This is a genomic window from Sphingobium ummariense RL-3 (genome assembly GCF_000447205.1).
Classification (GTDB): Bacteria; Pseudomonadota; Alphaproteobacteria; order Sphingomonadales; family Sphingomonadaceae; genus Sphingobium; species Sphingobium ummariense.
On sequence record NZ_AUWY01000112.1, the window covers coordinates 1 to 21,539 of the forward strand.

Consider the following 21,539-nt stretch of genomic DNA (forward strand, 5'->3'; position numbering starts at 1 on the left):
CCTCCGCGCTGGAGGCGGCGCGCGGCGCCAGCACCGCCGTCCAGCTCGCCGCGGCCCGCGCGGGCGATGACTATGAACTGCTTTTCGCCCTGCCGCCCTCGCAAAAGCCGCCGGTTCGGGCCATCCCGGTCGGCCGCCTTCAGGAAGGACGGGGCCTCACCCTGCTGATCGACGGCGCCGTCATGCCGCTCCCCGACCGCCTGGGCTGGGAACACTGATCCACATCAACGCCCATTCATCTTGACGCCCGCCGTCCCATCTGTAGCTTTCCAGCCACCTTATTCCTCAGCCGGCCGGATCGCAGGAGATGCGTATGTCCCCGATGCTGATTGACGCGGTGCCACTTGCCGGATGCCTGTGCTCCGGCCGCCCGCGCTTGCGACCTTCGCCCGCCCGTATCCTCCAGCGGAGCGGCCGATGAAAGCAACAACCGGGGGAGAGGAACAAGCATGCAAATTGTCTATATCGCCATAGGGTGCGGCCTGCTGGCCGTGCTCTACGGGCTTTTCACGAGTCGGCAGGTGCTCGCCGCGTCGCCGGGCAACGAGACCATGCAGGCGATCGCGGGGGCGATCCAGGAAGGGGCGAAGGCCTATCTCGGCCGGCAGTACACCACGATCGCGATCGTCGGCGTCGTCGTCGCCGTGCTGGTCGCGCTGTTCCTGGGGCTGACCTCTGCGGTCGGTTTCCTGATCGGCGCGATCCTGTCGGGCGCGGCAGGCTTCATCGGCATGAACATCTCGGTGCGCGCCAATGTCCGCACGGCGGAGGCTGCCCGCGGCACCTTGCAGAGCGGCCTCACCGTCGCGTTCAGGGCCGGCGCCATCACCGGCATGTTGGTGGCCGGCCTCGCCCTCCTCGCGATCAGCGTCTTCTTCTGGTATCTGGTAGGCCCCGCCGGCCATGCGCCCGACGACCGGCTGGTGATCGACAGCCTCGTCGCGCTGGCCTTCGGCGCGAGCCTCATCTCCATCTTCGCGCGGCTGGGCGGCGGCATCTTCACCAAGGCGGCCGACGTCGGCGCCGACCTCGTCGGCAAGGTCGAGGCCGGCATTCCGGAGGACGACCCGCGCAACCCCGCCGTCATCGCCGACAATGTGGGCGACAATGTCGGCGACTGCGCCGGCATGGCGGCCGACCTGTTCGAAACCTATGTCGTGACGGTCGGCGCAACCATGGTGCTGACCGCGCTGCTGGTGACAGGCGTCGACAACGCCTTCCTGCTGCGGCTGATGGCGCTGCCCCTGTCGGTCGGCGGCATCTGCATCATCACCTCGATCATCGGCACCTATATGGTCCGCCTGGGCGCGAGCCAGTCGATCATGGGCGCGCTCTACAAGGGGTTCTGGACCACCGCGATCCTCTCGATCCCGGCCATCTACTATGTCACGGCACAGGTGCTGGGCGACATGAACGCCCCCTTCGGCACCGATCTGGACGGCAATGGGGGCTATACCGGCATGGCGCTGTTCTGGTCGATGATGGTCGGCCTGGCGGTCACCGGCCTGATCGTCTGGATCACCGAATATTATACCGGCACCAGCTATCGCCCGGTCCGTTCAATCGCAAAAGCGTCCGAAACCGGACACGGCACCAACGTCATCCAGGGCCTCGCCATCTCGCTCGAGGCGACGGCGCTGCCGACGCTGGTGATCGTCGCGGGCATCATCGTCGCCCATCAGCTCGCGGGCCTCATCGGCATCGCCTTCGCCGCGACGGCGATGCTGGCGCTCGCCGGCATGGTGGTCGCGCTGGATGCTTACGGTCCCGTCACCGACAATGCCGGCGGCATCGCGGAGATGAGCCATCTCGACGACAGCGTCCGCGTGAAGACCGACGCGCTCGATGCGGTGGGCAACACGACCAAGGCGGTGACGAAGGGCTATGCCATCGGTTCGGCGGGCCTCGCCGCGCTGGTGCTGTTCGGCGCCTATACGGAGGACCTGAAGTTCTACAATGCGGCGCTGGGCCTCACCGAGCCGGTCGATTTCAGCCTGTCGAACCCCTATGTCATCGTCGGCCTGTTGCTGGGCGCGTTGCTGCCCTATCTGTTCGGCGCGATGGGCATGACCGCCGTTGGCCGGGCGGCGGGCGATGTGGTCAAGGATGTGCGCGACCAGTTCGCCACCAATCCGGGCATCATGGAAGGCACGTCGCGGCCCAACTATGCCCGCACGGTCGACCTCGTCACGCGCGCCGCGATCAAGGAGATGATCGTCCCCTCGCTGCTCCCGGTGCTGGCGCCCGTGGTCGTCTATTTCGCCATTGCGGCGGTCGCGGGCGTGCCCAACGGCTTCGCGGCGCTGGGCGCCTTGCTGCTGGGCGTCATCGTCTCCGGCCTGTTCGTCGCCCTGTCGATGACCAGCGGCGGCGGCGCCTGGGACAATGCGAAGAAATATATCGAGGACGGCCATCATGGCGGCAAGGGCAGCGAGGCCCACAAGGCGGCCGTGACCGGCGATACGGTGGGCGATCCCTACAAGGATACTGCCGGTCCGGCGGTCAACCCGATGATCAAGATCACCAACATCGTGGCGCTGCTGCTGCTCGCAGCGCTCGCGCACGGGGCCTGAAACGGCTTCGGCCCCGCTCCCCTCGCGAAAGGGGGCGGGGCCGATCTGCCGGCGGCATGCGGTCAGCGCTGGGCCAGCTGGACCGTGGACTTGCGGCTGATCGTCAGCCCGGCCTGCGCCCATTCTTCCTTGCTGCGGCAGTCGGTCACCGGAACCAGCGAACCTGTCACTTCCTGGCGGAAGCAATAGCGACCGTCCTTCTGAAGGGTCACCTTGGCGCCGCGATAGCTGCCCTCGGCACGGGCGAAGGCGGGGGTGGCGGCGGCCGAGATGGCGACGGTGGCGGCAACGACGGCGGCGGCGAAAGCGATGGTCTTCATGGCGTTTTTCCTTCCCTGATTGAGTGGTCCTGATCCTCATTCGGATCATGCCAACTGCAATGCAGAGACCGTGCCAATTGCCGAAACCTTCGATTTTCGGGGGGATCACGGCCGCACAGGGCGGAAAGCGCATGGAGAAAATGCCAATCACCGGCAAAATTCGCCAACAAGCGGAAAATTGCACGCCGCGTTTCCATGCTACGACGGCTACTGCCCGCGAAAATCAAAAAAGGGCGAGACAGGTTCGCTTCGTCCCATTATTTTCAAGACAGGGGCATGGTTCAGGGGGATGACGTGAAGGCCAAGTTGCTGCTCGTGAGTGGTGTGCTCGCGATTCTCTGGTCGTCGGCGCAAGCGCAGACCCAGCCTCCCGCATCAACCCCGGCGCCCAAGCTCTGGCCGGTCGAAGCCTTTGCCGAACTCCCGCTGGTGCAGGGGCCTGTTCTGTCGCCGGACGGCCTGCGCTTCGCGGCGCGTTTCGCGATCAACGGCGAGCTGCGTCTCGTCATCGCCAATATCGAGGCCGGACCGAACCGCTATCGCTCCATCGGCGTGGGCGAGAACGACGTCAACTGGTTGCGCTGGGTCAATGACGAATGGCTGATCGCCGGCATCGGCGCGGAAGACATGATGATGGGCATGCCCTGGTATGTCAGTCGGGTCGCCAGCCTGAAGGCGGACGGATCGAAGATCAACATGCTCGCCGGCAAGGTCGCGGCGCAGAGCGCGGACGACGTGATCTGGATCGCGCGGGACGGCAGCCCGCGCATCCTGCTGAGCTACCAGACCTCGGTCTTCACCTCCGATGGCGGCTTCTGGCCTCGCGTCGACGAGGTGAATGTGGCAACCGGAAAGCTCAAGACTGCGGTCGGTTCGCGCACGGATGTCTTTTCCTGGTATGCCGACGCCTCCGGCGCGGTGCGGATGGGCGTGGGCTATGACGATGCGAGGCGGACATCGCGCCTCCTCTATCGCGACGGTGCCGGCGACTCCTTCCGCACCATCGACCGGGCGGATCGCCGCAAGGACGAATCGCTGGTCGTTCCGCTGCTGTTCACCGCCGATCCGGGCAAGGCGATCGCCAGCGACGACCGGGACGGCACCAGCGCCCTTTACGAACTCGACCTCGCCACGCTGCAACTGGGCAAGAAGATTTTCGACGTGCCCGGCTTCGACCTGGGTGCGATCGAGGAGGACAGCGCCGGGACGGGACTCGCGGGGGTCTATTACACCGCCGACGCGCCGTCCGTGCGCTGGTTCGACCCGACGCTCGCCACGATCCAGGCCGACATCGACAAGGCGGTGGGCGACCGCCGGGCACGCATCATCTCGACCAGCCGCGATCGCAGCCGCATGATCGTGCATGTCGGCCGCGCGGACCAGCCGGGCGCCTATTATTATTACGACACCGCCGTGGGCGTGATGAGCCTGCTCTCGAAGGTCAGCAACAGCTTCGGCGTGGGCACCCGCCTCTCCCCGGTGAAGACGGTCCATTACAAGGCCCGCGACGGGCTCGATATCGCGGCGGTCCTCACCCTGCCTGCCGGGCGCGAGGCGAAATCCCTTCCCCTCATCCTGATGCCCCATGGCGGCCCCTTCGCCCGCGACGCGGAGGAATGGGACTGGTGGGTCCAGTTCCTCGCCAATCGCGGCTATGCCGTGCTCCAGCCCAATTATCGCGGCTCATCGGGTTATGGCACTGCCTTCGCGGAAAAGGGGGAGGGGCAGTGGGGCCTCGCCATGCAGGACGACCTCAACGACGCAGTCGACTGGGCGGTGAAGGAAGGGATCGCCGACGCGAAGCGGGTCTGCATCGTCGGCGCCTCCTATGGCGGCTATGCCGCTATGCGCGCCGCCGAGCGCGACGGGGCGAAGTTCCGCTGCGCCGTTTCCTATGCGGGCGTGTCGGATCTCGCCGCGATGATGCGTTATGATGGCCGCTTCCTCAACCACGGCACGCGCAAGGACTGGATGAAGCAGCAGGCGCCCGACTTCGCCGCCGTCTCGCCGATCAACCATGCCGCGCAATTCTCGACGCCGATCCTGCTGATGCACGGAAAGAAGGATCGCCGCGTCCAGGTCGGCCAGTCGCGCGAGATGGCCGAGAAGCTCAAGGCCGCAGGCAAGCAGGAGGGCAGGGATTATGTCTATGTCGAACAGCCCCTCGCCGACCATTTCTTCTCCCGCCAGGCCGACCGGCTCGACTTCCTCCAGCGGCTGGAAGCGTTTCTGAAGGAGCATAACCCGGCCTGAGGGCGCCGAAACCTCCTCCATTACGGCCTCCGATATGGAGCTACGCCCTGTTTCCCGGAAATCCGGCGCCCTTCATCCCACCATTTCGGAGAGGATGATGATGGCGGCCCGCAAGCGGTGTTGATTTCCTGCCTCCCGGGGAAAAGGGGGGCAGGCCGATGACCAATCGTCTCTATTATGGCGACAATCTGGACGTGCTGCGCGATCATGTCGGGGATGCGAGCGTCGATCTCGTCTATCTCGACCCGCCGTTCAATTCCAACGCCAGCTACAACATCCTCTTCCGCTCGCCGACCGGGGCCGGCGCCGACGCCAGCATCGAGGCATTCGACGACACCTGGAGCTGGGGACCGGCTGCCGCAGGCGCGCTGATGGACATTACCAGCAGCGGCAACCATCGCCTCCATGTGCTGATGCAGGCGATGCGCACCGCGATCGGCGACAATGCGATGATGGCCTATCTCGCGATGATGGCGGTGCGCCTGCAGGAACTGCACCGCGTCCTCAAGCCGACGGGCAGCCTCTACCTCCACTGCGATCCCACCGCGAGCCACTATCTGAAGCTGGTGCTGGACGCGGTGTTCGGGGTGGAGAATTTCCGGAATGAGATCGTGTGGCGTCGGACAAACGCTCATAACAAGCTTTCTCGACAATATGGGCCAATCCACGACACCATTTTGTTCTACAGTCGCAGCAACGGATTTACGTTTCATCCCGGCCGCCGTCCCTACACGCGCAGCTATGTGCAGCATTCTTTTCCGACGAGCGATGATCGTGGTCCCTACCAATCGAACGTATTGACGGGCGCTGGCGTTAGAACCGGCGATAGTGGCAAGCCGTGGCGGAGCTATGACCCGACTCCCAAGGGACGACATTGGGCGATCCCACAGAAGCTGGTTCGGGAATTGGATGAGGATGTCTTCCATCGCGCTCCGCAGCAGATTCTGGATGAACTGGATGCGAGGGCTCTGATTCTCCATCCAAAGACCCTCGGATCACTCCCTCGATACAAGCAGTATCTTGATACCGGAGATGGCGTTCTTTTTCAGGACATTTGGGCATATCAACCGGGCACCAGGGGTATCCTTCAGGACAATGCCGAAGGCATAGACGAGGATGTCAAATGGCTTGATGCCGATGAAGAAAAGCTGGGCTATCCCACCCAAAAGCCTAGAGGCCTGCTGGAGCGGATTGTCTCGAGTTCCTCCAATCCCGGCGACGTCGTGCTCGATCCCTTCTGCGGCTGCGGCACGGCGGTCGATGCGGCGCAGAAGCTCGGCCGGCAATGGATCGGCATCGACATCACCCATCTCGCCATTGGCCTGATCGAGAAGCGCCTGCGCGAAGGCTATGGCGATGCCGCGCGGTTCGAAACGATCGGCTCGCCGCGCGACCTTGCCTCCGCGCTGCGCCTCGCCGCCGACGACCCGCACCAGTTCCAGCACTGGATCACGCTCAAGCTCGGCGGCTGGCCGTGGATGGGCGGGAAGAAGGGCGGGGACCGGGGCGTGGATGGCTATTTCTATTATGTCGGCGCGGGCGGCCAGACCGAAACGGGCGTCATCTCGGTCAAGGCCGGCCACAGCATCAACCCGGCCATGGTCCGCGACCTCGGCCGGGTGATGCAGCGCGACGGGCACCGCATGGGCCTGTTCGTCTGCGCCGCCATGCCCACGCGCGGCATGGCGGCCGAGGCGGACAGCCACGGCCTGATCGAGACCGAGTTCGGCCGCTTCCCCGCGCTCCAGCTCTTCACCCTCGCGGAGCTGTTCCAGGACCGCCATCCCAGGCTCCCGCCGCTGGTCAGCCCCAACCGCAAGGCGCCCCGCGTCGAAACCCGCGCCTCGCACCAGCCGGGCGCGCAGGGCGGGCTGGATCTGCGCTGACCGCGCTGTCCTACAGGCGCTTCTTCCTGCTACGTTCCACCGGCTCTTTCTCTCCGTCCATTCCTCCCTACCACGCCGTGACTGGCGCGTCGGTGGTGCGTCGCTGTAGCCTTGTCGTGACCCAGCTGTCGCGTCGCTGTGACCTTCCTGTGGCGTGGGCGTCGCGTCGGCGACTTTTCCGTGACTTTTGGCGGGAAACTGCCGTCAATCGCCCGACGACATTGTGAACTCCGTAGGATCGCCCGCTGTGGCGCAGCCGGCTCGCTTGTCCCCTCCGCCGACGACGCCTATAGGCCCGCCATGACCAGTGCCCCCTTCGCCCGGAAGCTCGCCGCCCTCGAGTCGCGGGGCCGGTTGCGACAGCTCAGCCCCAGGGCGGGGCGGGATTTCGCTTCCAACGACTATCTCGGCCTTGCCGGCGATCCGATCATCGCCCAGGCCGTCGCCGACGCGGTGGCGCGCGGTGTGCCGCTGGGATCGGGCGGCTCCCGCCTGCTGCGCGGCAACGCACCCGAGCATGAAGGGCTGGAGGCGAAGGCGGCCGCCTTCTTCCGCACCCAGGCGGCCCTTTTCCTCGCCAACGGCTATGCGGCCAACCTCGCGCTCTTCTCGACTCTGCCGCAGCGCGGCGACCTGGTGGTCGCGGACGAACTGATCCATGCCAGCGTCCATGACGGCATCCGCCTGGGCAAGGCAGCGGCGCTGTTCGCCCGCCACAATGATCCGCAGAGCTTCGTCGACCTCATCGCCGGCTGGCGCGCCGAGGGCGGCAAGGGCCGCATCTGGATCGCTGTCGAAACGCTCTATTCGATGGACGGGGACATGGCCCCGCTGGCCGATCTCACCCGGATCGCCGCGCAGCATGACGCCATGCTGCTGCTCGACGAAGCGCACGGCACGGGCGTTTTCGGCCCCGGCGGCCGCGGGCTTTCGGCCGGGCTCGACGGGCTGCACAATGTCGTCACGCTCCACACCTGCGGCAAGGCGATGGGCGCGGAGGGCGCCCTGATCTGCGGCCCGCGTGTGATCATCGACTATCTCGTCAACCGCGCCCGCTCCTTCATCTTCTCGACCGCGCCCTCGCCGCTGATGGCTGTGGCCGCCGCCGCCGCGCTTGACCGCATTGAAGGTGCGGGGGATCTGCGCGACCGGCTGGCGACCCTGCGGCAGGATGCTGCGGAGGAAATCTGCGCCCGCTTTGGCCTCCCCCCCCCGCGCAGCCAGATCCTCCCCATAGTTCTGGGCGAGGACGACAAGGCCATGGCCGCCGCCGCCGCGCTGCAGGAGGCGGGCTTCGACGTTCGCGGCATCCGTCCGCCGACCGTGCCCCCCGGCACCAGCCGCTTGCGCATTTCGCTCACTCTCAACATCGGCCGCGCCGATGTCGCCGCGCTTGGCCGCGAACTGCGACGCATCCTCCCATGACGGTCCTGATCGTCACCGGCACCGACACCGGCATCGGCAAGACGGTCTTCGCCGCCGGGCTCGCCGGAGCACTCGGCGCACATTATTGGAAGCCAATCCAGGCGGGCATCGATCCCGAAGGCGACAGCGAGACCGTTGCCCGCCTTTCCGGCCTTCCCGCCGACCATATCCTGCCCGAAGCCTATCGCCTCGCTACGCCGGCTTCGCCCCATCTCGCCGCGCGGCTCGACGGTGTGGAGATCGCCCTCGACCGGCTTGCCCTTCCGCTGGTCGACGGCCCGCTGGTGGTGGAAGGCGCGGGCGGCGTGCTGGTGCCGATCAGCGAGACATTGCTGATGGCCGACCTCTTCGCGCATTGGGACCGGCCCGTGATCCTCTGTGCACGGACGGCGCTCGGCACCATCAACCACAGCCTGCTGAGCATCGAGGCGCTCCGGGCGCGCGCCGTACCGATCGCCGGCATCGCCTTCATCGGTGATCCCCATCCGGAAAATGAACGGATCATCCCCGCCCTTGCCGGCGTGCCGTCACTGGGCCGGCTGCCGCTGCTCGACCGGCTCGACGCCGCAGGACTGGCGCAGGCCTTCCGCGCCAACATCCGCCTTTCCGATACTTTCAACCGCTGATAATTTTCGACCAACGACATGGACAGCCTCCGGCCGGCGGGGTTCATGTCGGCTCATGACGGGCGGGCTATGGCGCGCCGCCAAAAAGCAAGGGACACTTCCATGAAACTTCACTTCCTCGGCGCTGCGGCCACCGCGCTGGTCCTCGCCGCCTCCACCGCGCAGGCCGACCAGGCGCCACAGGCAACCGCCTCGGCAACCGCAGCGAAACCCACCTACGGCACCTATGGCTTCGACACCGCGGGCATGGACCCTTCGGTGAAACCCGGCGACGATTTCTATGACTATGCCAATGGCGGCTGGGCGAAGGCGACACCGATCCCCGCCGACAAGTCGAACTATGGCGCCTTCAACGTGCTCGACGACCTGTCGCGCGAGCGCACTCGCGGCATATTGGAAGCGGCGAAGGCGGATCCCGCCAGCAAGATCGGCGCCGCCTATGCAAGCTACATGGACGCCGCCGCCGTGGAGGCGAAGGGCCTCGGCCCCATCCAGCCCTGGCTCGCAGAGATCAAGGCGGTGAAGGACAAGGCCGGCTATGCGAAAGTCGCCGCCAAGGCCGCGCGCGCAGGCGTGAGCGGGCCGTTCCGCATCTATGTAGGGCAGGACGACAAGGATCCGGAAACCTATATCCTGAACCTGCGCCAGGGCGGCCTCGGCCTGCCGGACCGCGATTTCTACCTGGAGCAGAACGACAAGATGGCGGCGATCCGCACCGCCTATGTCGCGCATCTGGAACGGATGCTGACACTTGCCGGGGAGCCGGACGCCAAGACGCGCGCCGCCGCGCTGATGGCTTTCGAGACCGAGATCGCCAGGGTCCACTGGTCCCAGATCGACAGCCGCGACGCGGACAAGACCTATAACAAGATGACGCTGGCGGAGCTTCAGAAGACCGCGCCGGGCTTCGATTTCGCCGGCTATCTCGCTACGAACAAGCTCAATCCCGCAGCCGTGCTGGTCGCCCAGCCGACCGCCGTCGCCGGCGAGGCCGCACTGATCGCCAAGACGCCGGTCGGCGTGCTGAAGGACGCGCTGCTGCTGCGCAGCCTGCACGCCTATGCGACCTATCTGCCCGACAGCGTGGCAAACGAGGATTTCGCCTTCTACGGCACCACCCTCTCCGGCACGCCCGAGCGCGAGGAGCGCTGGAAGCGCGCGGTCGACTTCCTCAAGGAGTCGATGGGCGAGGAAGTGGGCAAGGCCTATGTCGCGCAATATTTCCCGCCGGAAACCAAGGCGGCGATGGACCAGCTGGTGAAGAATGTGATCGCCGCCATGGGCCGCCGCATCGACGGCCTCGCCTGGATGAGCGACACGGCCAAGGCGCGGGCGCACAAGAAGCTCGCCGCCTTCACGCCCAAGATCGGCTATCCCGACAAGTGGCGCGACTATGCCGGCCTCGCCATCAAGGCGGGCGACCTGCTCGGCAATGCGGAGCGCGCCAAGCAGTTCGAATTCGACTATCAGATGGGCAAGCTCGGCAAGCCGATCTACCGCTGGGAATGGCAGATGACGCCGATGGAGATCAATGCCTATGCCGATTTCGGCATGGTCGAGATCGTCTTCCCCGCCGCGATCCTGCAGCCGCCCTTCTTCGATCCCCATGCCGATCCGGCGGTCAACTATGGCGGTATCGGCGCGGTGATCGGGCATGAGCTCAGCCATCATTTCGACGACCAGGGCGCGAAATATGACGAGACCGGCAAGCTCAGCCAGTGGTGGACCGACCAGGACGTCGCCAATTTCAAGGCGCTGACCGACAAGCTGGTCGCGCAATATGACGCCTATGAACCGTTTCCCGGCGCGCATGTGAAGGGCGCCTTCACCTTGGGCGAGAATATCGGCGACCTCGCCGGGCTGGCGGTCGCGCTCGATGCCTATCACGCTTCGCTGGGCGGCAAGCCCGCTCCGATAATCGACGGCACGACGGGCGACGAGCGCTTCTACCTGGGCTGGGCGCAGGTGTGGCGACGCAATTATCGCGAGGCCAATCTGCGCCAGCGGCTTGTGACCGATCCGCATTCGCCGTCGCAATATCGCGCCGATATCGTGCGTAATTATGACGCATGGTATGACGCTTTCAAGCCGGCGCCGGGAAGCAAGATCTATCTCAAGCCGGAAGACCGCGTGAAGATCTGGTGACGAATCGGCGGGCCGGAGAGATCCGGCCCGCCTCACCGCCGCATTGACGGATCGTTCCTCTTTCGGGACGAGCCGATTGGAACCTTTTTGTCATCTTTCGTCATACACGGTTCGCCGGATTCTCCCTTTTTCCGGCGGCGCATCTTCCACAGCTTCGCGTTTATGAATTCGTGGACAAAGAAGCGAGGAGAAGAACATGACGGGTCTCAAAGCAAATCCTTTTCTGAAATACGGTATCGCGGCCGCGGCGCTGCTTGGCGCTTATCCCGCCATGGCGCAGATGGCGCCCGCCCAGTCCGACCCTGCCGCGCCTGCTCAGACGGCTCCGGCCCCTGCGACGCCGGCAACGCCGGCAACCCCTTCGGCCGGCGCTGGTAACTACAGCGATGCCGAGCTAAAGCAGTTCGCCGATGCCGCTGTCGAAGTGACGAAGATCCAGTCAGACAGTTCGATCGCCGCAGCCGACAAGCAGCCCAAGATGCTGGCTGCGCTGCAGGCGAAGGGCATGCCGCCGGAGAAGTTCAACGCCATCGGCCAGGCGGCCGCTGCCGACCCGGCGTTGCAGCAGCGCATCCAGGCGGCGGCCAGCCCCGCCCCTTCGGCGGCACCCGCCAGCCCCGCAGCGCCTGCCGATCCGGCAACGCCCGCCCAGCCGCCGCAGTAATCGGAAACCTGTAGGTCATCCGGGGCCGGAGGTGTTAACGCACCCCCGGCCCCTTTCGCGTGGCGCAGGGCGATAGCCAATAGCGCTGGGATCGCGTAGTGCGCGGGGGATGAATTCCCCTGTCTGGCACCCCTTCCACCAGCACGGCCTTGGCGAGATGATCCCCGAGGTGGCACGCGCGGAAGGCGCGTTGCTGCATCTGGCCGACGGCCGCATCCTGATCGATGGCATTTCGAGCTGGTGGGTCACCACCCATGGCCATTGCCACCCCCGCATCGCCGCCGCCATTGCAGAGCAGGCAGGACGGCTCGACCAGCTCATCTTCTCCGGCTACACGCACGCCCCGGCTGAGACGGTCGCGCGCGGCCTCATCGATCTCGCTCCCCGGGCTGAGAACCGCGATCCCCTCGCCCATGTCTTCTTCTCGGACAGCGGATCGACGGCTGTAGAGGTGGCGCTGAAGATGGCGCTGGGCACTTGGCACAATCGAGCGCTGGACGGACTGGGGCCGCCACGCAGCCGCGTTCTGGTGCTGGAGCACAGCTATCATGGCGATACCATCGGCGCGATGTCGATCGGTGAGCGGGGCGTTTACAACCGCGCCTGGGCGCCGCTGCTGTTCGACGTCGGCACCATTCCCTTCCCCGTCGCGGGCAAGGAGCAGGCGACGCTCGATGGGCTGGAGGCCGCCTGCGCCGCGCCCGAAACGCCGGCCTGCTTCATCGTCGAACCGCTGATCCTGGGCGCCGGCGGGATGCTGGTCTATCCGCCCGCCGTACTGCGCGACATGGCGGCTATTTGCGCGCGGCACGACGTGCTCTTCATCGCCGACGAGGTGATGACGGGATGGGGCCGCACCGGCACGCTCTTCGCCTGCGAGCAAGCCGGCATCGTGCCGGACATCATGGCCGTGGCGAAGGGCATTACTGGCGGCGCCATTCCGCTGGCCGCGACGCTGGCGAACGGACGCATATTCGACGCCCATAAATCGCAGCATCGCTCGCGGCTTTTCTACCATTCGTCCAGCTATACCGCGAACCCGATCGCCTGTGCGGCGGCGGTCGCCAATCTCGCCATCTGGCGGGAGGAGGATGTGCGCGGCCGCATCGCTACGCTGGCCGAAGGGATCGCCCAACGGATGAGCGAACTCGCGCGCCACCCCGCCTTTGCCCATCCGCGCCAGTGCGGCACGATCGCCGCCATCGACCTGATCACGCCCGATGCGGGTTATCTCTCCGATCTCGCTCCGCGCCTGCGCGCCTTCTTTCAGGAGCGCGGTCTCTTGCTCCGGCCGCTGGGCAATACCATCTATCTGATGCCGCCCTACTGCCTTACTGCCGAGCAGCTCGACGGCATCTTCGCCGCCCTCATCGCGGCGGGGGATCGCTTTGGCGTGCAGGCTTGACTTTTCATTGGACGCGTTTGCCGCTATGGCGACGCGAATTTTTGGCGTTTCAGGATATTATGGCAAAAGAAGAACTGCTCGAAATGCGCGGACAGGTGGTGGAGCTCCTTCCCAACGCCATGTTCCGCGTGCGACTGGAAAATGATCACGAGATCCTCGGCCACACCGCCGGCAAGATGCGCAAGAACCGCATCCGCGTGCTGGTGGGCGACGAAGTGCTGGTCGAGCTGACCCCCTACGACCTGACCAAGGGTCGGATCACCTATCGTTTCAAATAAGCAGGGCGCTGTACCGGTGCGCCTGATCCTCGCTTCGGCCTCGCCGCGCCGGCTCGACCTCCTGACCCACATCGGCGTCACGCCCGATGCGGTCGATCCCGCCGATATCGACGAAACCCCGCTGAAGGCGGAGCTGCCCCGTCCCTATGCCGCGCGCATGGCGGCGGAGAAGGCAGCCATCATCGCCGCCCGCCATCCCGGCTGTCTGGTGCTGTCCGGCGACACGGTGGTTGCCGCCGGCCGTCGCATCCTGCCGAAGACGGAGGCGGAGAGCGAGGCGTACACTTGTTTCGAACTGCTGTCCGGCCGTCGTCATCGCGTGTTCAGCGCGGTGACGCTGATCGACGTGGAGGGGCGCGCCCGGCATCGTGTTTCCGACAATGTGGTCGTCTTCAAGCGGCTCGACCGCAGCGAGATCGACGCTTATCTCGCCAGCGGCGAATGGCGTGGCAAGGCAGGGGGCTATGCGATCCAGGGGCTTGCCGCAGGGCTGATCCGCACGATCCAGGGCAGCCACAGCGCGATCATGGGCCTTCCGCTCTACGAGACCCGCGCGCTGCTGCGCGCCGTGGGCTATCCCTGTGGCTGAGTGGCTGTACGAGGAAGGGATCGGCGAGGCGCGGGCGGCCCTGATCGAGCATGGTCGCCTGGTCGAAGCGCTGGTCGAGCGCGAAGGCGATGCCGCGCGCGCCGGCGCGATCGCCCAGGGGCGGCTAGTCGCGACGGTCATCCCCCGCAAGCGCGGCATCGCCCGCCTGACCTCTGGCGAAGAAGTGCTGGTCGAGCCCATCCCACCCAAGGTCGCGGAAGGCGCCAATGTGCTGGTCGAGATTCTGCGCGAGGCGATTCCCGAGGAGGGGCGCGCCAAACTCGCCAAAGGACGCATCGCCCAGCCCGGTGCAAAGGCGCATCCGGGGCCCAGCTTGCTACAGCGGCTACGCGCCACCGGCATCCCCGTCCTACCCTGTCCGACCCATGAAGAGGACCGGCTGGAAGCGCATGGCTGGAGCGAGCTGCTGGAGGAGGCGATGTCGGGCGAGGTCGGCACGGAGGCTGCGGCGCTGCGCATCTTCCCGACGCCCGCCATGGTGCTGATCGACGTTGACGGCAGCCTGCCGCCCGCGCAGCTCGGCCCCAAGGGCGCGAAGCTCGCCGCGCAGGCGATCCGCCGCATGGGGCTGGCGGGCTCGATCGGCATCGACCTGCCGACGATGAACAACAAGGACGAGCGTGCCATCGCCGCCGCGCAGATCGACAAGGTTCTGCCGCAGCCCTTCGAGCGGACCGCCGTCAATGGCTTTGGCTTCGTCCAGATCATCCGCCGCCGCGAGCGCGCCAGCCTGATGGAACTGCTGCGCGCCGATCCGGTGGAGGCGGCGACGCTGGCGCTGCTGCGCCGCGCCGAACGGCATGGCGACGGCGGCCCCGCGACGATCAACGCCGCCCCTCCTGTCATCGCGCGTCTCCAGCGGACGCCCGACTGGATCGAACGGCTGGCGCGGCGGCGTGGCGGCGCTGTTACCTTGCAGGCAGACCCCGCGGTCGCCATATCGGCCGGGCATGTCGCCTAAATCCCCCTCCTGCCCCATCTGCGGCCAGCCTTCGAGCCCCGCGACCCGCCCCTTCTGCAGCGCCGCCTGTCGCGATCGCGACCTGCTGCAATGGCTGGGCGAAGGCTATCGCGTGCCCGGCGCTTCCGCTACGCCGGAGGCAGAAAAAAGCGGCGATTATGGGCTGGACAAGCCCGACGATTGACGCCTATAGGCACGCCTCTCTCGAGCAGCCGGCGCCTATGTCCGGCCTCCCGTGCCCGGGTAGCTCAGTTGGTAGAGCATGCGACTGAAAATCGCAGTGTCGGCGGTTCGACTCCGTCCCCGGGCACCATTTGTTCTCTCTTCCTCATCCTGCCACGTCCGGAAAATGGCTGAAAACATGGGTTTTGGCTAGTCTATCGTCCCTGCAGGTACACTGGCAGCCACTTCCTCGGTGATGGTATTTTGATGGTATTTCGAAAAACACCATCATGGCGCTCACTGTAACGGCAATAGACACTGCAAAACAAAGGGATAAAGCCTTACAAGCTGGCCGATAGTTTGGGGCTGTATCTGCTCGTTACTCCCTCAGGCGGTCGCTTGTGACGAATGAATTACCGCTTCCTTGGCCGACAGAAGACCCTTTCGTGTAGGAACTGCCCGGACGTGTCTCTCGCAAAGGCTCGGGAGAAGCGGTCGGAAGCTGGGGAGGCGTTGGCTGATGGCCGAGATCCGACCGAAGTGCGCAAGGAAAAGATACGCGAACAGCGGGCCAAGGCGGAGGAAACCCTCCAGGCTATATCCGATGAATGGTTTGGTTGGTTGGAGCTTGAAGGCGGGGCAACCAACACCTCCAGAAGATGCGGTGGCTGCTTCATCTAGCTTACCCGCTCATAGGCAATCAGCCGATTGCGGATCTCACCACACCGGAACTGCGGGAAGTTCTGCGCAAGGCTTCATGAAAAAAGATGTCCCGGATGTAGGCATCAAAAAGGAAAGGCAGCAAGGATGGCCATGATTGCGACAGCAAAGGTGATGAGATTGAGCGGCAGGCCGACGCGGACGAAGTCCATATAGCGGTAGCCCGCCATCTGGTAGACGATGACATTGGTCTGATAGCCGAAGGGGGTCGCAAACGCAGCGCTGGCAGCCATCATGACAGCGATGAGAAAGGGGCGCGGACTGACGCCCAGACTGTCGGCGAGCGCGACGGCCACGGGCGTCACGAGGACGGCGACCGTGGCATTGGAGAGAAGCTCGGTCAGGACCATGGTGACGCCGTACAGCACGATGAGAGCCACGAGCGGGCTCAGTCCTTCGACGCTGGCGATCAGCAGGCGAGAGGCCTGCGACGCGAGCCCACTCTGGTCCATGGCGATGCCGATCACCACCATCCCGGCGATCAGGATCAGGATCTCTGGCTTGAGACCGGCATAGGCCTCGTCTGGACTGATCACGCGGAGAAGAATGAGCGCGACAGCCCCGGTCAGCGCAGTTGCGGCGATCGGTGCGACATTGAACGCGGCGAGCGCTATGACGGCGATGAATACGCCAGCCGCCAGCGCGGCCTTGCGCGGATGCAGGACGCGCGGCTCTGCGAACAATGTCGCGTCGCCGACCTGCGCGCTGTGGATGGCGTGCGGGTCGATCACCTTCGGTTGTGCCGGCGTCTCCTCCTCAGGCCGAGCGAGCATACGCCCGCTCACCAGCAGGAGATAGAGCCCGCCAGCGATCGCCACCGGCACACCAACGGGCGTGATCTCGAAGAAGCCGAAGCGAGGTTGCCCGGCAACACGCGCCATATCGTCGACGAGGAGATTGGTCGAGGTGCCGATCAGCGTGCAGCAACCGGTCAGCACGGTGATGTAGGAAAGCGGCATCAGATAGCGCTTGGGCGACCGACCGAGCGACTGCGCGATGTCCCGAATGACAGGGGCGCCCAATACGACGATGGGCGTCGAATTGAGAAAGCATGAGGCGCAGCCGATCATGCTCAAAAGCAGCCAGATCCCTTTTGAACCCATGCGCTTGCACAGGCCCACGCCCAACGTGATCGCGCGATCGAGCAGGCCACTGAGTTCCAGCGCATAGGCGATGACAAAAAGCGAGGCGAGCGCCATGATCGCGGGGCTGGCAAAGGCGCTCTGCACCTCGACCGGCCTTACCACGCCGGTGATCAACAGGAAGGCTGCACCGCTCAGCGCCACCACATCGGCACGCACCTTGTCCCAGATGAGCGCGGCAACCACCGTCGCGAGAACCAGGAGGGTAAGAAGTTGATCGAGCGTCATTGCGTCCCTGCCTCGGTCCATGACCGCCTCCTGTCAACGAAAGACCCGCCGACAGGTCTTCGGGGTGGGAGAGCGGCGGATGCTTTGCTAGGAAGGTGGGATGCAGGAGCCGACCCCCCATTCCAGTCGACTGGCCTTGGCTGGCGGGCTCATTGCGCTGCTCGCGGTGGGCGGCGGTGGTTTTTTCATCGGGCGCAGCACTGCTCCCAAACCAGCGCCGGCGGCAGCCACGGCCCCCGAGCCAACACCCGCGCCGCCACCCCCACCGACAATCCTTGCCCCGCCACCAACATTGGAGCGAGCAGGACTGCTCGACCTTGTCGCCGACGCCGTGGACGCTGCGAGCACATCGCTTCCACAACCAGAGGCCGTCCAATCGGCGGCGGGACGGCGCTTCGATCTTGTTCTGCCCTTCGGCTGCGATGGACCAGTCGAGGGGCCACGCTCAGCGCCGTTCGGATGGCAATATGATCCGGCGAAGACGACCCTTCGGGTGTGGATCAACCCGACACGATGGAAACGCGCGACATGGGCGCTCGAAGATGGCGAAGATGGCGAAGAGGACAAGAGCGCGTTAGAAGGCTTCTGGATCGCTACACCCTGGTCGACGGCAACCGAATGCCCAGCCGGGTCGTCCGGTGGCGCTGTTCCCGCTGCCGATCCAGCCCAGGTTGAAAACGAAGTGGCGATCGCGCGCCTGATCGAGGGCGAGGTCGACAAGAGCCCGCGCAGGCTGGAGATCGTCAAAAGGATGGAGCCGGGCGATTTCGATCCAGCCCGCGGATTTGCGTTGAGGGTTACAGGGCGCACGCAGTCGGTCCAGGCGGGCGGACCGGTACAGTGTGTGCAGCGCGGAGGCCGGCAGCAACGTCCTCAATGTGTGATCATCGGCCACTTTTCCGAGTTGCGCGTTCAAAATCCGAAGACGGGCGACGTGCTCGCCATATGGCCGATAAGCGAGACCAGTCAGCGCGATTGAGGCACGACAGCTATCGGAGCCGTTACTGCGGGGACGGCAGCTTTCTCAGCCGCGGCTCGAAACCGGACGGTCCCTATGGCCAGATGGCGGATGGACGATCTAGTCGCGCCTCAAGCTTGAACTCACGGGCGAGCTTCCTTCTCTGCATTGATAACCTCCGATAGGTGAAACCACCTTATCTCAGGGGTTCATCAAACCGGCAGCAGGCCACCCTGCCCCCCCACCCGAAATGCATCCGGTGGAGACGAGTTCGCGTTAGACTTACGGCACTCTTGCACACAATTCACTGCCACCAAGTCATAAAGGCATAGGCAGCATCTATGGGGCATATACCTTAATCGCATCTGGCGCGTTGGGCGCGACTTCCCGATGCTGAAATGACACGAAGTTCAATGAACTGCGAACATCATTTTCGTCGCCTACGAGGCTGACACGCCTGCAGGGACGAGGCAGCATCTCGAGGTCAGCATATGGACGGCGTTCGCGTAGGCAAGAGAGTGATAGGCGCGCAGGCGCCGGTCATTATCGGGTGGGAAAATATAGGCCGAGTGGAAGGCGGACCGCTCAAGCAGTTCATCTTCACCTGGTTCCAGCCCACAGCGCTGTTCGCGCTGATCGTCTTCTGGTATTATGCGCCCAATTCCATCGCCAAGGCGTCCACCGCCATCGGCATCGGCATCGCCTTCAAGGTGCTGCTGCTGGCGCTCGAATGGGTCAGCCCGCGCTATGAGAGCTGGCGCCTGACCTGGAAGGAATTGGTCACCGATCTCTTCTATGTCGGACTGGGCTATACCATCCTGGACCTCATCGAACATTATATCGGCAGTGGCGCGGTGATCGAGGCCATCCAGCACAGTTTCGACTGGGACAAGCTGGCGTGGTTCACGGGCTTGCCGCTGCTGGTGCAGGCCTTCCTGATCTCGTTCATTTTCGACTTCGGGCAATATTGGATGCACCGGGGGATGCATAACTGGTATCCGCTCTGGCTCCCTCATTCGGTGCATCATTACATTACCCAGTTGAACATCAACAAAGGCGCGGTCGGCAATCCCATCGAGCTTTTCCTGATTGGCCTAGGCATCGGCGGCTTTTTCGACTTCCTGCCGAGGGCCGCCTTGCTTGCCGGCACCTTTGGCCTCACGATCGGCATCTATCAGCACATCAACGTCCGCTTCAACACGCCGCGCTGGTGGCGCTTCCTGTTCAACACCACCGAACATCACAGTCTGCATCACTCACAGGATTTCGAAGCGACGCGGAGCAATTATTCCAACACCTATATCTTCATCGACCGGATCTTCGGCACCTGCGTCGATGGCGAGGCCGAATTGCTGGGCCTGGAAGGCGGACGCCGCATGTCGATCCGCGAGCAGATGACCTATCCCTTCACCGAAGGATGGAAGACCATCAAGGAACGCTATGGTCGGCCCGAGACGGCGGTACCGGCAGAATGACGGCGTCGTCGCGCTTGCAAAGAGGGGATGATGTGACTGCGCGTTTCCTGGAGTGGATCTGGCATGTAAAGGGCAGTCTGGCGCTCACAGCGGACCAGTCGGCGGATGAGGCCCTGACGAAGCTCGGCCCCTTGTTCAACCAGAGCGGGACCAGCTACGAGCGTCGGGGCGACACGCTGACTTTCAGCAAGAAGGATCAGGCGGCGCAGGACAAGATGTCGATCTTCGATGGCGGCGTGCTCAAGATCGAGCGGGAGCCGGCCGGGCCAGTGCTGCGCTATCACCTGACCAGCCGGGCATTGCTGTTCTGCTTCCTCGCGCCGCTGCTGTTTCTCAGCTTCGCCGGGCTGACGATCGCTGCGGGCAAGTTCAGCAAGCCGCCAGCGGAGGAGACGGCGAAAAAGGAGGACAAGAAGGACAAGGCGCTGCCGCAGCATTGGATCGACAAAGCGCTGGGCGCGCCTGCGCCCGAAAAACCAAAGAAGGACGATAAGAAAAAGGACGAAGGCAAGGGTCCAAAGCCGACCGCAGCCTATGTCTTCGCTGGCCTCTTCGCCGCGCTCTATGTGGTGGGCCGCATCCTGGAAGGCCGGCTCGTCAAATCACTGTTCAGAAAGAGCCTGCTGAGCTGAGAATGGCCGCCTCGGTTCCGCGGCACCGCTGCTCAAGCCGAAGGAGTCGAGCGGCAAGGCGCCGTTGAGGACGAGTTCGCCACTGGCGATCTTGCGCTTCAGATAGGCGAAGGTCTGCGCCGTCTGGTTGAACAGATGCTCGCCGCCCTTCAGCGGAGCATAACGCGGCGCCTCCCCGCGCACGACGGGGGCAACGACATAATCATAGTCGCAGGCGTGGAAAAGCGCGAAGGAATAGCGCTCTTCCTTGACCTTCGTCACCCGGTGTCGTGTCGCGGTATAGCGGCCGTTGGAGAGGATCTCCATCATGTCACCGATGTTCATGATCATCGTGCCCTCGACCAACGGGACATCGATCCACCGGCCATGCCTGTCGATGATCTGAAGGCCCGGCGCCGTTGCGAAGAGCAGAGTGAAGCATTCATAATCGGTGTGCGCACCGATGCCGGGGCGATCCTCGGCGCTGGCGTCGAACGGATAATAGATCAGCCGAAGCTGGCTCGGCGGGTTTCGCAGATGCGCGTCGAAATGATCTTCGGCGAGACCGAGCGCCAGCGCGAAGGCCCGGAACAGCTGGCTGCCGATACCCGTGACATGCTGGTAATAGGTCAGCACGTCGTCACGGAACCCGAGCATTTCGGGCCAGAGGTTCGGCCCCAGCAGCGGCCGCCGTCCCTCGGATCGCATATAGTCGCAATTGACGTCGAAGGCTTCCTTGAGGTCGCACTGGCCTGCGGCGAACTGCTCCTCTCCCACCGGCACATAGCCGCTATGATTTTCCGAACCGCCGATATAGCTCTTCATCTTGATGTCCATATCGAGCGCGAAATAGGCTTGCGCGCGCGCGACGATCCGGCGGAAGACGGACTCGTCCATCTGCGCGCCCGTTATATAGAGGAACCCTGCCTCCACGCAGGCCCGATCGAGTTCGCGGGCGACGGAAAGCCGATCCTCAAGCCTTGGGCTGGCGAGCTTCGAGATATCGACGAGGGGCAGGACGTACTGGTTCATGGCGATCGAGCGTAGACCGCCCCAGGCATAGCGATAGATGGGCCGATGCTATGATTCGCATCGAT

General features: G+C 64.7%; 20 protein-coding genes, 1 tRNA gene and 1 pseudogene. 19 read left to right on the forward strand and 3 right to left on the reverse strand.

Annotated elements, in window-relative coordinates; all coding sequences use genetic code 11:
* Both M529_RS0124910 and M529_RS40655 read left to right on the forward strand, forming a co-directional pair.
* Window positions 1-218 (forward strand): annotated as a pseudogene (locus M529_RS0124910) (thiamine-phosphate kinase); the annotation flags it as partial.
* A 231-nt stretch (window positions 219-449) separates the two neighbouring features.
* Window positions 450-2,573, forward strand: coding sequence for a sodium-translocating pyrophosphatase (locus M529_RS40655; protein WP_021318963.1), 2,124 nt, complete (start codon window positions 450-452; stop codon window positions 2,571-2,573).
* 62 nt (window positions 2,574-2,635) lie between these two features.
* On the opposite strand, the gene M529_RS40660 is transcribed toward M529_RS40655, so the two are convergent.
* Entirely contained in the window at window positions 2,636-2,893 is a 258-nt protein-coding gene (locus M529_RS40660; RefSeq protein WP_021318964.1) for a hypothetical protein, read from the reverse strand.
* Window positions 2,894-3,169: 276 nt separating this feature from the next.
* Between M529_RS40660 and M529_RS40665 the strand changes: the two genes are divergently transcribed.
* From M529_RS40665 to M529_RS50750, 14 genes are all read left to right on the forward strand, one after another.
* A complete protein-coding gene (locus M529_RS40665) occupies window positions 3,170-5,146 on the forward strand; it encodes an alpha/beta hydrolase family protein (RefSeq protein WP_021318965.1) in 1,977 nt (658 codons plus the stop codon).
* A gap of 158 nt (window positions 5,147-5,304) precedes the next feature.
* On the forward strand, window positions 5,305-7,032 hold the full coding sequence (locus M529_RS40670) for a DNA methyltransferase (RefSeq protein ID WP_021318966.1): 1,728 nt from the start codon (window positions 5,305-5,307) through the stop codon (window positions 7,030-7,032).
* Window positions 7,033-7,332: 300 nt separating this feature from the next.
* On the forward strand, window positions 7,333-8,457 hold the full coding sequence (locus tag M529_RS40675) for an 8-amino-7-oxononanoate synthase (protein WP_021318967.1): 1,125 nt from the start codon (window positions 7,333-7,335) through the stop codon (window positions 8,455-8,457).
* The gene (bioD, locus tag M529_RS40680; RefSeq protein WP_021318968.1) at window positions 8,454-9,083 is read left to right on the forward strand and encodes a dethiobiotin synthase; all 630 of its coding nucleotides are present in this window, start codon (window positions 8,454-8,456) and stop codon (window positions 9,081-9,083) included. The genes M529_RS40675 and bioD overlap by 4 nt, the downstream gene beginning before the upstream one ends.
* Before the next feature lie 102 nt (window positions 9,084-9,185).
* Window positions 9,186-11,228 (forward strand): M13 family metallopeptidase, encoded by a 2,043-nt coding sequence (locus tag M529_RS40685; protein WP_021318969.1) that lies wholly within the window; start codon window positions 9,186-9,188, stop codon window positions 11,226-11,228.
* Window positions 11,229-11,424: 196 nt separating this feature from the next.
* Window positions 11,425-11,892 (forward strand): DUF4168 domain-containing protein, encoded by a 468-nt coding sequence (locus M529_RS40690; RefSeq protein ID WP_021318970.1) that lies wholly within the window; start codon window positions 11,425-11,427, stop codon window positions 11,890-11,892.
* Window positions 11,893-12,001: 109 nt separating this feature from the next.
* On the forward strand, window positions 12,002-13,297 hold the full coding sequence (locus M529_RS40695) for an adenosylmethionine--8-amino-7-oxononanoate transaminase (RefSeq protein ID WP_031295183.1): 1,296 nt from the start codon (window positions 12,002-12,004) through the stop codon (window positions 13,295-13,297).
* 59 nt (window positions 13,298-13,356) lie between these two features.
* A complete protein-coding gene (gene infA, locus M529_RS40700; protein WP_003049127.1) occupies window positions 13,357-13,575 on the forward strand; it encodes a translation initiation factor IF-1 in 219 nt (72 codons plus the stop codon).
* A 16-nt stretch (window positions 13,576-13,591) separates the two neighbouring features.
* The gene (locus M529_RS40705; protein ID WP_021318972.1) at window positions 13,592-14,164 is read left to right on the forward strand and encodes a Maf family protein; all 573 of its coding nucleotides are present in this window, start codon (window positions 13,592-13,594) and stop codon (window positions 14,162-14,164) included.
* Window positions 14,157-15,146, forward strand: coding sequence for a ribonuclease (locus tag M529_RS40710; protein WP_021318973.1), 990 nt, complete (start codon window positions 14,157-14,159; stop codon window positions 15,144-15,146). The genes M529_RS40705 and M529_RS40710 overlap by 8 nt, the downstream gene beginning before the upstream one ends.
* Window positions 15,136-15,330 carry a DNA gyrase inhibitor YacG gene (locus M529_RS40715; RefSeq protein WP_021318974.1) on the forward strand — a complete coding sequence of 65 codons (195 nt, stop codon included), beginning with the start codon at window positions 15,136-15,138 and terminating at the stop codon, window positions 15,328-15,330. Before M529_RS40710 ends, M529_RS40715 begins: the two co-directional genes overlap by 11 nt.
* 53 nt (window positions 15,331-15,383) lie before the next feature.
* Window positions 15,384-15,459: transfer RNA gene (locus tag M529_RS40720), tRNA-Phe, on the forward strand.
* 257 nt (window positions 15,460-15,716) lie between these two features.
* Complete coding sequence (locus M529_RS50745; RefSeq protein WP_408021299.1) at window positions 15,717-15,989, forward strand: Arm DNA-binding domain-containing protein; 273 nt, start codon at window positions 15,717-15,719, stop codon at window positions 15,987-15,989.
* Complete coding sequence (locus M529_RS50750; protein WP_408021300.1) at window positions 15,968-16,069, forward strand: hypothetical protein; 102 nt, start codon at window positions 15,968-15,970, stop codon at window positions 16,067-16,069. Before M529_RS50745 ends, M529_RS50750 begins: the two co-directional genes overlap by 22 nt.
* Window positions 16,070-16,093: 24 nt before the next feature.
* Here M529_RS50750 and M529_RS40725 read toward each other — a convergent pair whose 3' ends face one another.
* Window positions 16,094-17,398, reverse strand: coding sequence for an SLC13 family permease (locus M529_RS40725; RefSeq protein WP_021318975.1), 1,305 nt, complete (start codon window positions 17,396-17,398; stop codon window positions 16,094-16,096).
* Window positions 17,399-17,891: 493 nt separating this feature from the next.
* On the opposite strand from M529_RS40725, the gene M529_RS50350 reads away from it, so the two are divergent.
* From M529_RS50350 to M529_RS40735, 3 genes are all read left to right on the forward strand, one after another.
* Complete coding sequence (locus M529_RS50350; protein ID WP_236617707.1) at window positions 17,892-18,377, forward strand: hypothetical protein; 486 nt, start codon at window positions 17,892-17,894, stop codon at window positions 18,375-18,377.
* A gap of 470 nt (window positions 18,378-18,847) precedes the next feature.
* Window positions 18,848-19,831, forward strand: a complete 984-nt coding sequence (locus M529_RS40730; protein ID WP_031295189.1) for a sterol desaturase family protein — start codon at window positions 18,848-18,850, stop codon at window positions 19,829-19,831.
* 32 nt (window positions 19,832-19,863) lie between these two features.
* Complete coding sequence (locus M529_RS40735; protein ID WP_021318978.1) at window positions 19,864-20,463, forward strand: hypothetical protein; 600 nt, start codon at window positions 19,864-19,866, stop codon at window positions 20,461-20,463.
* Here the strand turns inward: M529_RS40735 and M529_RS40740 are convergent.
* The gene (locus M529_RS40740) at window positions 20,434-21,474 is read right to left on the reverse strand and encodes an isopenicillin N synthase family dioxygenase (protein WP_021318979.1); all 1,041 of its coding nucleotides are present in this window, start codon (window positions 21,472-21,474) and stop codon (window positions 20,434-20,436) included. The genes M529_RS40735 and M529_RS40740 overlap by 30 nt on opposite strands.
* Window positions 21,475-21,539 lie beyond the last annotated feature (65 nt).